Origin of the sequence: Enterocloster sp. OA13 (genome assembly GCF_022440595.1) — a bacterium.
Lineage (GTDB): Bacteria > Bacillota > Clostridia > Lachnospirales > Lachnospiraceae > Enterocloster > Enterocloster hominis.
Genome location: NZ_JAKNTF010000001.1, coordinates 6811030 through 6825256 on the forward strand (window position 1 = coordinate 6811030; position 14227 = coordinate 6825256).

Sequence of the window (14227 nt, forward strand, 5' to 3'; positions counted from 1 at the left end):
ATCTGAGGCTATGCCGCTTTATGGCGTTTTTATGAATTACGGTGCTGTGCCGTCCATGGCGGCACCAGTACTTATCTGACAGGGGGTAACCATATGCTTTTGATGAACCGTACACTGTTTAAACTGGCAAAGGGACTGTGGGGATGGATGGCGGCAATCGCCGGACTTAAAATGGTAACTTTAATCGGGGCAGCCGCGTTTGCCAGAACGATTTCAGGATTCCTGGGCAATATTGCCTCACCGTCCCTGACGGTTAAGGATGCGGGCGCTGCCATCCTTTCCGCGCTGGCGGCGGCATTTCTCATGCTCTGTTCCGAGCTTCTCCGGGGGGAGGCGGAGTACCGCTGCACGGCCAAGGCCAGGACCGCGTTAAGGGCCAGGATCTTTTCCAAAGTCCTGGAACTGGATGCTGGAAACATCGAGAAGATCGGACCTGTTTCGGCCATCACCTCATCGGTTGACGGTGTGGAATCCATGCAGACATATTACAGCCAGTATCTTCCGGGACTGATGTATTGCATGTGCGCCCCGGTTTATCTGTTCTTCCAGCTTAAAGGGGCGTCCCTTACGGTGGCGGTGCTGCTGTTTGCCATTGCATTTGTCCTGCTGCCATTGAATAACGTGTTCCGTTCCAGGATTGAGCTGCTAAAGACGGAGTACTGGAACGCATTGGAGGACCTGACCGGATATTATCTGGAAAGTGTCCAGGGGCTTGTGACCCTTAAACTGTTTGAACGGGACGCGGACAGGACCGCCGTGCTGACCGGAAAGGCAGATGCGTTTAACCGGAAAATCATGGATGTGATGAAGGTCAACTTCCTGTCCTTTTTGATGACGGACGGCATGATATACGGAGCCGTCCTTGCGGCCACGGGTATAATCTGCGGGGGACTGGTACGGGGAAATGTCTCATTCAGCGCAGCCCTCATGGTGCTGCTTTTGTCCTACAGCTTCTTTGACTCCGTGCGCCAGCTTATGGGAGCCACCCACACGGCGCTGGCAGGGGTTTCGGCAGCGGAGAAGGTATCGGACCTGCTGGATATGGATACTTCAAGGCCCTACCAGCCGGATTTCCCAAAGGAAGAGGAAGGCTATATGGGAATACGGATGGAACATGTCTCACACACTTATACGGGAAGGAACATTGCGCTTAAGGATGTGTCGCTGACAATCCAGCGGGGGAAGGTGACTGCCCTGGCAGGGCTTTCCGGCTGCGGTAAAAGCACGGTGGCAGGGCTGCTCATGCGCTTCTTTGACCCGGCGGGCGGAAGGATTGTGCTGGAGGGCAGGGATTATATCAGCTTCACGCCGGAGGAACTGAGGAAGCATATCATCATGGTCCCGCAGTCCGTCAGCATTTTTGCAGGAACCATTGCCGACAACCTGAGGATGGCAAAGGAAAATGCCTCCGATGAAGAGTTACTTGAGGCGCTGGACCAGGTCCGCCTGAAGGACTGGGTCCTGGAACAGCCGGATGGCCTTCTTACGGATGTGGGCGATGGCGGCGGCAAACTGTCCGGCGGGCAGAGGCAGAAAATTGGGATTGCCAGGGCGCTGCTTTGCCAGGCGGAATATATCATCTTTGATGAGGCAACTTCCAGCGTGGATGTGGAGAGCGAACAGGAGATATGGAACTGTATTGACAGGCTGGCCCTTACAAGGACCCTGATCATCATTTCCCACCGTCTGTCCACCATCCGGAACGCTGACTGTATCTATGTCCTGGACGGAGGGGAAATCTCTGAGAGCGGGCGCCATGACGGGCTGATGCGGCGGCATGGCCTGTATCACAGGCTGGTGACGGAGCAGGAGCAGCTGGAAGGGCAGGCCCGGTTGGAAGGGCAGGGGCAGTTGGAAATGCAGGTTCGGCTGGAAGGACAGACACAGATGGAAGGACAGACACAGATGGAAGGGCAGGCCCGGTTGGAAGGGCAGGCACAGCTGGAAGGACAGACCCGGTTGGAAGGGCAGGAGCAGCTGGAAATGCAGGTTCGGCTGGAAGGGCAGACCCGGTTGGAAGGGCAGGTACATCTGGAAGGACAGACCCGGCTGGAAGGGCAGACACAGCTGAAAGAACAGGCAGAAAGGGGGCCGCAATGATGAAGCGTAAATTTCAATATTCAATCCGCGAAATGACCATCCGGCTGTTAAAGATTGCGGCTCCGGTCAAAGCGCCTCTTGCGGCGGCAGCCGCTGCAAGTATTGTGGGAAATCTTTCCCATATGGGACTTATGGGTTTTGGCGCCCTTTGGATCCTTGCCTGCGCGGGCAGGCTGGCCTGGGGCAGTCCTGTGCTGTTTGGGACATTGACGGCAGTCTGTACCATCCTGATAGTAGCCTGCCGTTACATGGAGGGCGTGGCCTCCCATGCAGGGGCATACCAGCTTCTGGCAGACATGCGGATCCATCTGTTTAAGACCATACGCAAACTGGCTCCTGCCTGTCTGATGGACAGGAAGAAGGGGGATATCCTGAATGTGGCTGTGTCGGATATTGAGACAATCGAGTATTTTTTTGCCCATACCATCGGGCCTATGTTCACGGTAATCATCCTTCCGTGCACGACCCTTGGGCTGGCGCTGTACATCAATCCGCTGTTTGCGGCAGCGCTGCTGCCCGTGTATGTGATAATCAGTGTCCTGCTGCCCCTGCTTGCCATGAAGGCGGGAAGGCCGGTGGGCATGCGGTACAGGACAAGGCTCGGGGAGATAAAATCCCTTGTGCTGGAAAGCGTATATGGGATTAAGGATATCCAGATATTTGGTTTTGGGGATAAACAGCTGGCCCGGGTGATGGAACAGAACAGGAAGGTGAACCGGGCAGCCCATGGGCTGACCATGCATAAGCAGGCAATGTCCTCGGCACCCACCTTTTTCGTGTACCTGGCCAGGATACTGATCCTTCTGGTGGCCTCCGTCCTTGCTGCCAACGGCGCCTCCAATCCCGTTGGGACGGTAGTGATATCCTTTGTGGCGGTTGCCTCCTTTTCATCTACATTTTCGCTGACCATGGTCATATCCAGCCTGCTGGAAGCCTTTGCGGCAGCGGAACGGCTGTTCATCATCGAGGATACGCGGCCGGAGATTGTGGAAACAGTACATCCTAAAACCGTTGGAACCATAAGGAGCATTGAATTTGAAAATGTTTCCTTTGGCTATTCACAGGAGAGGGGAAAAATCCTGGATGGATTTAACCTTAAGATTGAGGAGGGGGATAAGGTTGGAATCGTGGGTGAAAGCGGTATCGGCAAATCCACGGTGCTGCGCCTCCTGCTGCGGTTCTGGAATCCGTCAGGGGGTTCCATCCGGATTAACGGTATTCCCATTGACCAGATTTCACTGGAGGAACTGCACCGCAGGATAGCGGTATTGGAACAGGATACCTTCCTTTTCAACGGTACCATTGCGGACAATATTGCCCTGGGAAAGCCGGAGGCGTCCATGGATGAAATCATGACAGCCGCAAAACGCGCGGGGCTGCATGAGTTTGTCCTGACATTGCCGGAGGGATACGCAACGGAGATGGGCACCATGGGCAGCCGCCTTTCCGGAGGGGAGCGGCAGCGGGTGGGCATTGCCCGGGTCATGCTGGCGGATCCTGACGTGGTGGTGATGGATGAACCCACCAGCAGCCTGGATATCCTGCACGAAAAAGAATTGTTAAAGACCCTGGAGGAAGAATATTCCCATAAAACCCTGCTGATCATATCCCACCGGATGTCCACCCTGACCGGATGCAGCAGGATCATACGCCTGGAACATGGAAAAGGGACCGGGGAACCGGGAAACGAAAACATGTTTGACTAATCTGCAATTAATTGGTATGATTTTATTAAAATTTTATAAATTGGAGGTTAGATATGGGATATTTGATTTGTATCCTGCTCTACATTGCCGGAATTATCATCTACGGCATTGTGATGGGCAAGAAAAAGGTTAAGACATCTGACGATTTCGTGGTTGCGGGACGTCAGCTGCCATTTATGATCCTGATAGGAACCCTGCTTGCAAGCTGGTGCGGAGGCGGCGGCATCACCGGAAGCGCCAGCGTGGTGTATCTGTATGGTCCGGTTGTGGGAACCCTGCATTTTGCCGGAGCGCCCATCGGTATGCTGCTCCTGTACTTCATATCCAGCAAGGTGCGCAGCAGCACGAAGATTACGGTGCCTGAGGTATTTGCGGCACGCTACGGCGACGGGGCAAGCATCATTGCCGTAATCTGCATCATGCTGGCTTATGTGGGCCTGTGCGCAACGCAGATTAAAGCTGCCGGCAATATCATCAGCCTGATTACGGGAATGGATGCAAATCTGGCGACCGTGCTGTCAGCGGTCGGTATCCTGCTTCTGACTGTTTCCGGCGGAATGATTTCCGTGGCTTATACGGATGCTGTCAGCGCGCTGCTGATGGTAGGCGGCTTCCTCCTTGCCATCCCGCTGCTGATCGGCAGGGCGGGCGGATGGTCTGAGGCCATGGCTGCCATCCCTGCAGAGAGGCTGACAGGAACCGGCGGACTGGGCGTGATTGCGATTCTTGGCTATATGATCCCAACCATTTCCCTGCTGTTGGGCGACCAGAACATGATGCAGCGTTTTGCATCTGCCAAGAGCGCGGAGGAGGCAAAGAAGTCGAATCTTGGATTGTTTGCAGCCGAAATCACGGTCTGTGTGCTGATTATCCTTATGTGTACCATAGGAATTGCCCTGTTCCCAAGCCTGGACGTGCCGTCCAACATTATTTTCTCACTTGCGGTTAATTATCTGCCATTTGTGCTGGGCGCAATCGTGCTGGTGGCCTGCGTGGCATTCATCGTTACCACGGCGGATTCCTATCTGCTGAGCGCTGCCACCAATGTTACATATGATGTATGGGGCAAATATCTGAACAAGAATGCGGATGATAAGCAGAAAATCCACTTTATGCGTATCACCATCCTGGTCCTCACGGTCCTGGCGGTTGTGCTGACCCTGTTCTTCCCCACCATCCTGAGCCTGCAGATGACAGCTTATACCATGTACGGTGCAGCCATCACCCCGGCCCTGCTGTTTGCCCTGTTCTCCAAGAAGGTGACAAAGGCTGGCGGTATCGCGGGAATCCTGACCGGCGGTGTGGTGACCGTTGTATGGACCATGGTGCTTAACAGCCCATACGGGATTGCCAGCGCCATTGTGGCTGTTCCGGCGGCAGTGGTTGTAATCCTGTTAGTCAGCGCGCTGACCGGATTTAAGGGGGAAGAGACTTATAAGCGTCTGTATGAGAACAGCAAATCATAATGAGGTCCGGTGTCAGGATGTCGTGCTGCACACCCTGGGACATGGAAAGAAAGGAATCTATTTAGTATGGAAGATCCACGTATTCGGAAATTCGCCAAGTTTTTAATTAACCATGCAGTGTATCTTCAGAAGGATGAGAAAATCCTTCTGGAGCTGCACGGAAAGCAGACCGGCCTTTTGAAGGCGCTGGTGGAGGAGGCCTATCTGGCCGGAGGAAAGCCTTTTGTGCACATATTTGACTATGAGGTGGAAGGCGCACTGATTGAGGGAAGCAGCGAGGAGCACATGGCCGAGATTGCATCCTATGAGCTGGAACGGATGAAGGACATGGACGCCTATATCGACATACGGGCCACGGATAACATCAGTGTGTGGAACCGTGTTTCAGATGAGAAAAATGGATACTACCGCAAGCATTACTGGGGCCCCATCCATCTGGCGGAGCGCTGCAACCACACCAAGTGGTCCGTGCTGCGCTATCCCAATGACGCCATGGCCCAGCTGGCCGGCATGAGTACTGAGGAATATGAGGATTTCTACTTTGCAGCCTGCCTGGTGGATTATGATAAGATGGGCAGGGCCATGGAGAAGCTGGAAGCGCTGATGGACCGCACGGACAAGGTGCACATCGTGGGGCCTGGGACCGATATTACCTTTTCCATCAAGGGAATCCCATGTTACGGCATGCATGGCAATAAGAATATACCGGACGGCGAGGTTTATACGGCGCCGGTTAAGGATTCGGTCAACGGAGTGATTACATACAATACCCCGGCGCCATATGACGGCTTTGTATATCAGAATGTGAAGCTGGTGTTTAAGGACGGTAAGATTGTGGAATGCAGTTCCAATAATACGGACCGCATGAACCGGATATTTGATATTGACGAGGGCGCCCGCTATGTGGGAGAGTTCGCCTTTGGCGTGAACCCGCAGATCCACAGGGCAATCGGCGACATCCTCTTTGATGAGAAGATTGCCGGAAGTTTCCACCTGACCCCGGGCAATGCCTATGACAACACGGATAATGGCAACCACTCCGCGGTGCACTGGGATTTGATCTGTATCCAGACGCCGGAGTACGGCGGCGGGGAAATCTGGTTTGACGATGTGCTGATCCGTAAGGACGGGATGTTTGTGCTGGATGAGCTGAAGTGCCTGAATCCGGAGAATTTGATTTAAAGTGGGGATTGGAATGGGGCAGGGGTGTTTCCGTCCGTGAGTGGAATGGGGCCGGGAAAACCGGGGGCCGGGACGGACCGTTCCGTTCTGGTTCCTGGTTTCCGCGGTGGGCCGGACTAAGGGGCCGGTATGCAAAAACAGAAGGTTCGCTGCCAATTACGGCGCAGGCTTGATGCCTGCCCCTCCATGGGCAGCCGGATTTGGGCGTGGAGCGCTCCAAATCCGCCTTCTGTTTTTGCATACCGCCCCCTAAGTCCGGCCGAACCGCTCCAAATGTCACCAGAACGGAACGGTCCGTCCCGGCCCCCGGTCTCCCCGGCCCCATTCCACTCACCCGCTGCGGTATTGCTTCTGCTGCCTCATTACAAATGTGGATTGGATGGTATGAGTGCGGGGAGGGATGTCTGGCATACCATGGTTTGTATGATGGTATGCCGGGCTTTTTTGTTGTCTGGTTTTATTTTGGGACGGTTTTGTGAATGGGGAGGGTGTGTGGTCGGGGGTGATATGGGATTTTTCTGTGTTTTTTGGCAATGGGGATGGGGGGGCTTTTTTGGCTGGCTTTTGGGGTCAGCCTTTTTCCATCATGATTTCCAGTATTGTCCGGTCCGTTTCTACCATTCCGGGGTTGCTGACACGTCCCATGTTTTGGATGGCTTCTTCCGGCGTGCAGGCGCAGATTCCGTCCGTGGGTTGGAGGACCGTGCCCTCCATGGCGAGGCAGGCGCTCATGAGGGCCGCGCTGCTGGCAGTGGCCAGCTTCAGGGCGCAGCCGATTTTTCCGCCGTCGCATATCATTCCGGTCAGGTTGCCGCTCATGTTGATGATGGCATTGCCCATCTGCTGGTGGCTGCCGCCCATGAGCCATACCATGGCGGCGGAAGCAGCGGAGGCGGCGGATACGCCGCAGCCGCAGGTGGCGGATAGTTTCCCGGTGAATTCCTTGATGTAGACATTGAGGGAGTGGGAGATGGCCAGGGCCTTGACCAGCTGTTCCTGGGATGCGCCCAGATAGTCTGCTGTCTCCAGCACGGGAAGGATGGTGGTCAGGCCGTGGTTGCCGCTGCCCGCACTGCTCATGACCGCATAGGGACAGCCGCACATCCTTCCTTCGGCGCTGCTTGCCATCACGGTCATGATCCGGGTCATCAGGCTGTTGCCCATGATATCGGTGGTGCTGTATTTTTTCAGTCCGGATGCAATGCCTATGCCAAGTTCGTGTTCCAGGCCATATTCTGCCATCCGGCTGTTCATGTCGGCGCCTTCCTTCATGAACGCCAGTTCCTCCTGGCTGCATTCTTCTATCAGGGATACGATGGCGGATATGGACATCCGGGTCAGCTTCTTATGAAGCTGCGTCTGGCCGGACAGGGAGTATTCTTTCTGGTCCAGGATTTCCAGTGTGTTTTGCGGAAGCATTTCCCGGGCAGTATATACAATATTGGAATGGGTATTGCGGATGGTGCTGGTTCCTCTGCCTGTGGTGGTGGTGACCACGGCATGGGCATAAAGCTGTGCTTCGTTGGATTTTATCTCAATGCTGACCTGATTGTCCTCCACCAGCCGGATGGAACGGCTGCTGACGGCGGGAGTCAGGTTTTCTAAAAGCTGCAGTCCCTTTTCCGGGTTGGACAGATAAGCGCCCAGGGCAGCCGCATACTTGAGGCCTACCCGGTCAAATCCCGGTATGCCCACGGACATCCCGTTTTTATAGATACCTGGATTCATTTCCACGTGGATGGAATGGATATCGCCGCCCACTGCTTTGGCTGCACTGGCGGCTGCCAGGGCAACGCATACTGGTTCCGTGCATCCCAGGGCTGGAACTACCTCCTGTTTTAATAAAGTAATCAGTTCTTCACGATTCATCTAAGTCTCCTCCTGCTGTTATCTGTGATTAGGTCCGTGCTGCGTGGTTCATGCGATGTGGTTTATGCGGCGCAGTACCGGACATTCAGACATTTACCAGACATCCGTTTTGTGATATGGATATCTTCAATAAATATTACAAGCAAGAAACGTGCCGGATGCTATATGGGACGATTGTAGTGGATTTGAATGCATTTTGGGGGGCTTTTTTGGGGAATTATCCGATTTATGGTTGAAATTATGGATTTATTGGAGATATAATGGTTTTAATGGTTAAAATGGAGGGGAATATATGGTAAAACAGGTTGCGATTGTGGCGCTGGACCCAAGGGCCAGCGCGTTTTATGGAAATCAGGTGCAGGAGTTATTTGGGGAATATGTGAAGGTGCGGTCTTACAGCGTGATGGAGGGGACCATTTCCAATATGGAAAGGGCTGACCTGTACATGATGTCCACGGATGCCTTTGACAACAGGGAGGAGGTTCCGCAGTACATACCCATTGATGCCCAGATCAGTGAGATACATGTGACCTATATGTGGGAGACCATACGGCGGCTGCGGACCATTCCGGCCGGCACAAGGGCGCTGTTTGTCAACATGACGGAAAAGATGGTCCGTGAAGCCACGGCTACCTTGAACCAGCTGGGCGTCAACCACATCAGCTTCGTTCCTTTTTACCCGGGGGCTGAACCGGTGGAAGGCGTGACGCTGGCAGTGACTCCGGATGAAGAGCGCTATGTGCCGCAGGGGGTGGAACATGTGATGAACATCGGGCACCGGTGCCTGACGTCGGAAACCATGATTGAAGCCGCGCTGAAGCTGGGCCTGGAGGAACTTCTGGAGACTCCCAGGTTCCAGGAGTATTTTGGGAATGTTGTCACCAGTACCTATAACTTTGATATGATGTTTGCGCGTTCCCGAAGGCTGGAGAGCCAGTTCGACATCCTTATGGAAATATTGGACGAGGGTATTATCGGGATTAATGAGCGGGCGGAGATATTTGCCATGAATAAAAAGGCGGAGGAGATTACAGGGCTGAAGCGTTCCCTGGTGCTGCATAAGCAGGCGTCCTCATCCCTGGCTTACCTGCCTCTGCTCCAATGCCTGAAGTCAAAGGAGAAAATAGAGCCAAAGGTAATCCGGATTAACGGGGTTAACGTGGGTGTGACTGTGGTTCCTGTTTTAAGGAAGGATGACTGTATCGGCGCATTTGCCATTCTCCAGAGATTCAATGATGCTGAGAACCGCCAGCATGAATTGAGGAACCAGCTGATGCACAAGGGCTACCGGGCCAAGTATGGCTTCGATGATGTGGTGGGGGTGTCGGATGGCATTGAGAGGACCAAACAGATACTCAGGCGCATGGCGGCCACGGAATCCCCGGTTCTCCTCATCGGGGAGACAGGCACCGGTAAGGAGCTTTTTGCCAATGCGGTCCATCAGGCGTCCAGGCGGTCCAAGGGGCCTTTTGTGGCAATTAACTGTGCCGCCATGCCTGAAAACCTGTTGGAGAGTGAACTGTTCGGATATGAAGAGGGGGCGTTCACAGGGGCGAAAAAAGGCGGAAGGCCGGGATTATTTGAGTTTGCCCATCACGGCACCCTGTTTTTGGACGAGGTGGAGGGGATGAGTCCCGCCCTTCAGGTAAAGCTTCTGCGCGTGCTGCAGGAGCATGAAATCATGCGGGTGGGAGGCAATAAGATCATCAGCATTGATGTACGGATTGTGGCGGCTACCAATGAATCCCTGGAGGAAAAGGTGCAGGACGGAAGCTTCAGAAGGGATCTGTATTACCGCCTTAATACCCTGCCTGTACTGATTCCGCCCCTGCGCCAGAGAGGCGATGACGTATTCCTTTTGATGGAGCGTTTTAACAGCGGACTGAAGGGGAATTTCGTGCTGTCGGATGAAGTGAAGGATCTGTTCCTTCATTATAGCTGGCCGGGGAATATACGTGAGCTTCGGAACCTGGCAGAATATTTCAGCTTTACAGGCAGTCCGGTCATAACGGTGAAGGATCTTCCGCCAACCTTTGTATATGAGAATAGGGAAATGAAGGATGGACAGCGGGAATCTGGTAAGGCGGTGAGGACGGCTGGTCCTGAAGTGCCGGGGGGATTGGAACCGGGAAATTCTGAAACATCCGTATCTGAGGCAGCTGTTTCTGACCGTCCCCGGTCCTGTCATCGTCCTGAACCGTGGCAGCAGGCCATGGAGGAAAGGGGGATGGAACCGGAAGAATACTGGTTTGTGCTGAAGGTCCTATACCAGTGTACAGAGGAAAGAAAGGCCATAGGGCGGGAGGGCATTCTGGAATGTGCAAAGAAAGAGAAATTCTTTCTATCGCAGATTGGCGTGAGGACAATCCTTGGCATACTGAAGGAATATGGCCTGGCGCGGGTCAGCAGGGGGAGGGGAGGAAGCCGTATGACCTGCCTGGGACGTGAAATCTGGGAAAATAGGGAGGATTATATAAAACCATATGGAATTCTATAAACCATATGTAACTATATTCAATCATATAAAACTATATAGAACCAAAATGAATCAATTGCAACCAATGCAACCTAATGTAACCTAATAAAACCAAAAACAACCCAATACAACCCCATAACCAACCCCTCACTCCCAACAGCAATCATTTCCCCAAATATAAAATAATTCCCCGCCCATTTTCATCCATGTATAAAAAGGCTTGATTTTCCAGGAAATCAGGCCTTTTCAATTCTTCCCCATCTGCTGCGCCTCGGAAGTTGGCACGGGTTTTGCTTATATATTTAATAGGTCCACAGAAACAGGGAAACCAAAAGAAAGGCGGCATAAAAATGAAGTATGATTTTGATGAAGTTATCGACAGAAGCCGGAACAGGGCGGCAAAGTACGATGAGCGCGTGAAGAAATTCGGAAGGCAGGATGTGATTCCGCTCTGGGTTGCGGATATGGATTTCAGGACGGCGCAGCCCATTATAGATGCGCTGAAGGAAAAAGCAGGGCAGGGAATCTTCGGATATACCTCCAGGCCGGATTCTTATTTTGAGTCAATACGGGGATGGCAGAGAAGGCGCAATGGATGGGAAATCAGACCTGAACTCATGAGCTGGAGCCTGGGCGTGGTGCCTGCGCTGTCCTCCCTTGTAAAGCTGTTTTCAGAACCAGGTGACAGTATTTTAATCCAGACTCCGGTGTATTCTGAGTTCTACGATGTGACTGAGGCCTGGGGACGGAATGTGCTGGAGAACCAGCTGGTGGAAAAGGACGGGGCCTGGTCCATTGACTTTGAGGACTTTGAGGAGAAGGCAAAGCAGGCCAGGATGTTCCTCCTGTGCAGCCCCCACAACCCGCTGGGGATTGTGTGGACCAGGGAAGAGCTGGACCGGATGGCACGGATCTGTATGGAGAATGATGTGTTACTGGTATCGGACGAGATTCACTCAGACCTGGTTTTCCATGGAAAGAAGCACATACCCACAGCAACCCTTTCAGATGAAATTGCAGGAAAAGTGATTACCTGTATATCAGGAACCAAAACATTTAACCTGGCAGGACTCCAGGCATCCGCAACCATTTTCCCCAATGAGGAGATGAAAAAGAAATTCGATACGTTCTGGATGGCCATGGATATCCACAGGAACAATGCCTTCAGCTCAGTGGCAATGGAAGCAGCCTTCAATGAAGGGGAGGAGTGGCTGGAACAGCTGCTGCCATATCTGGAAGCCAACTTTGATTTCATCCGTGAGTACTGTGAAGCCAATATTCCCCAGATTAAGCCCACTGTCCCGGATGCGACGTATCTGGTGTGGCTGGACTGCCGTGCCCTTGGCATGGACAATGAAAAGCTCCGCAGATTCATGATTGAGGAGGCGGGCCTTGGATTGAACGAGGGTTATACATTCGGACGCAGCCTGTCCGGTTACATGCGGTTAAATGCGGCCTGCCCAAGATGTGTCCTGGAAAAGGCGTTAAACCAGCTTAAGGAAGCTGTCAGCAGGCTGTAAAGACATAAGAGAAGGAGGAGAAAGGTATGAATAAATCAACGATATGGAAAAATTACCGTTTTCCAATCATATTATTATCAGGAATCACCATCGGGGCAGTGCTGGGGATTGTTCTGGGGGAAAAGGCAAAGGTACTTGCGCCATTGGGGGATATTTTCCTGAACCTGATGTTTACCATTGTGGTGCCGATGGTGTTTGTGTCCATAGCAAGTGCGGTGGGCAACATGGTCAACATGAAACGGCTTGGCAGGATCATGGGAAGCCTGGTGACCGTGTTCGTGGTAACAGGCGCCATTGCAGGCGTGTTGGTCCTGGTGGTGGTCAATGTCTTCCCGCCTGCGGCAGGTACGAGCATACAGTTTGCCAGCGCGGAGATGGAGGAAATGTCCAGTGTGGGCGACATGATTGTGGGCGCCCTGACCGTGGATGATTTCTCAGGACTGATGAGCAGGAGGAACATGCTGCCGATCATCGTATTCGCAATCCTGTCCGGTTTCTGTGTCAGCGCCTGCGGAGGCGAGGAAAGCCCGGTTGGGAAGCTTCTTAACAATCTGAATGCCATTATCATGAAGATTGTCAGTATCATCATGATGTACGCACCCATCGGGTTAGGCGCTTACTTCGCTTCCCTGGTTGGGGAGTTCGGCCCCGGACTCATCGGGGACTATGGACATGCCATGCTGGTTTATTATCCCATGTGCCTTTTTTACTTCTTTACCGCATTTCCTGCCTACGCATATTTTGCAGGGGGCAAAGAGGGGGTCAGCAGGATGTTCAAGCATATCCTGAACCCGGCGGTTACCGCCTTTGCAACGCAGAGCTCCATTGCGGCCCTTCCGGTAAATGCAGAGGCCTGCGACCGGATCGGCGTCCCGAAGGATATCCGCGATATCGTACTTCCCATGGGCGCTACCATGCATATGGACGGCTCCGTGTTATCTGCAATTGTAAAAATCAGTTTCCTGTTCGGCATTTTCAACCAGTCCTTTACTGGTGTGGGGACCTATGCCATGGCCATGGCAGTTGCCGTGCTCAGCGCATTCGTACTGTCTGGCGCGCCGGGAGGCGGCCTGGTTGGGGAAATGCTGATAGTAAGCCTTTTTGGCTTCCCTGCAGAGGCATTTCCACTGATTGCAACCATCGGTTTCCTGGTGGATCCGGCTGCAACCTGCCTTAATGCAAGCGGTGATACCATTGCGTCCATGATGGTGACGCGTATGGTGGAAGGAAAGGATTGGCTGAACAGGCGGATAAAAAAGGAAAAGGAAATGACGCCTGAGGCCCCAGGATTGGAACGTGCCTAAAAGAATCTGAAGCATATATTTCCGGGCCTGTTCCGGAACATATAGATAAGTAAAACAAACCTGAGAGGAGATCATGAATCATGAAAATCACTGTAATTGGAAGCCACTTATGTCCCGACACTTTATATGCCCTTTGCAAGCTGAGGGAAAAGAACGCGGAAATGGATTTTAAGAACCTGTCCGCCAGCCTCCCGGATCTGAAGGCGTATCTGGCCGTGAGGGAGAACTGCGGATTATATGAGCAGGTACGCCAGGCAGGAGGAATCGGAATCCCGTTCTTTGAACTGGAGGACGGTACCCGGACAATGGACCTGGATGAGGTTCTGGCTAAATTATAAAGATTAGGGCAGTTGGCGGGAATGAATTTTCAAACACGCCCTAAGATTGTGTGCCGGTTACGCAGAGGTACACTGGGTTATGGACAGAGGGAGGCATATGCTTCCCTCTTTTGGTATGTCCTCATTGCCCGCGTCTCCCTTTAAGATAGATGCCCCACCATGGCCGCGAATGTATCCGGCCCGGCGTATCGTCCTATGACCAGGGCATTGATGGTATTGTAGGACTGCTATAGTATATTGCCGGCTATCAGCGGTACGGTTAGTGA

At 53.0% G+C, this 14227-nt stretch carries 9 protein-coding genes; 8 read left to right on the forward strand and 1 reads right to left on the reverse strand.

Annotation, left to right across the window (positions count from 1 at the left end):
• Positions 1–93 precede the first annotated feature (93 nt).
• The 4 genes from MCJ35_RS30720 to MCJ35_RS30735 all read left to right on the forward strand — a co-directional run bounded on the left by MCJ35_RS30720 (position 94) and on the right by MCJ35_RS30735 (position 6454).
• Entirely contained in the window at positions 94–2100 is a 2007-nt protein-coding gene (locus MCJ35_RS30720) for an ABC transporter ATP-binding protein/permease (RefSeq protein WP_240299751.1), read from the forward strand.
• Positions 2097–3806: an ABC transporter ATP-binding protein gene (locus MCJ35_RS30725; protein WP_240299752.1), complete on the forward strand. Its 1710-nt coding sequence runs from the start codon at positions 2097–2099 to the stop codon at positions 3804–3806. Before MCJ35_RS30720 ends, MCJ35_RS30725 begins: the two co-directional genes overlap by 4 nt.
• Before the next feature lie 53 nt (positions 3807–3859).
• On the forward strand, positions 3860–5272 hold the full coding sequence (locus tag MCJ35_RS30730; protein ID WP_025483719.1) for a sodium:solute symporter family protein: 1413 nt from the start codon (positions 3860–3862) through the stop codon (positions 5270–5272).
• 66 nt (positions 5273–5338) lie between these two features.
• Entirely contained in the window at positions 5339–6454 is a 1116-nt protein-coding gene (locus MCJ35_RS30735) for an aminopeptidase (RefSeq protein WP_025483718.1), read from the forward strand.
• A 570-nt stretch (positions 6455–7024) separates the two neighbouring features.
• On the opposite strand, the gene MCJ35_RS30740 is transcribed toward MCJ35_RS30735, so the two are convergent.
• Positions 7025–8323: an L-cysteine desulfidase family protein gene (locus MCJ35_RS30740; protein ID WP_025483717.1), complete on the reverse strand. Its 1299-nt coding sequence runs from the start codon at positions 8321–8323 to the stop codon at positions 7025–7027.
• Positions 8324–8615: 292 nt separating this feature from the next.
• Here MCJ35_RS30740 and MCJ35_RS30745 point away from each other — a divergent pair, with 292 nt between their 5' ends.
• From MCJ35_RS30745 to MCJ35_RS30760, 4 genes are all read left to right on the forward strand, one after another.
• Positions 8616–10820 carry a sigma-54 interaction domain-containing protein gene (locus MCJ35_RS30745; RefSeq protein WP_025483716.1) on the forward strand — a complete coding sequence of 735 codons (2205 nt, stop codon included), beginning with the start codon at positions 8616–8618 and terminating at the stop codon, positions 10818–10820.
• A 329-nt stretch (positions 10821–11149) separates the two neighbouring features.
• Positions 11150–12319, forward strand: coding sequence for a MalY/PatB family protein (locus tag MCJ35_RS30750; protein WP_240299753.1), 1170 nt, complete (start codon positions 11150–11152; stop codon positions 12317–12319).
• Positions 12320–12345: 26 nt separating this feature from the next.
• Complete coding sequence (locus tag MCJ35_RS30755) at positions 12346–13623, forward strand: dicarboxylate/amino acid:cation symporter (RefSeq protein ID WP_025483714.1); 1278 nt, start codon at positions 12346–12348, stop codon at positions 13621–13623.
• An 80-nt stretch (positions 13624–13703) separates the two neighbouring features.
• Positions 13704–13961: a glutaredoxin gene (locus MCJ35_RS30760; RefSeq protein WP_008721112.1), complete on the forward strand. Its 258-nt coding sequence runs from the start codon at positions 13704–13706 to the stop codon at positions 13959–13961.
• The last annotated feature ends 266 nt before the right edge of the window (positions 13962–14227 follow it).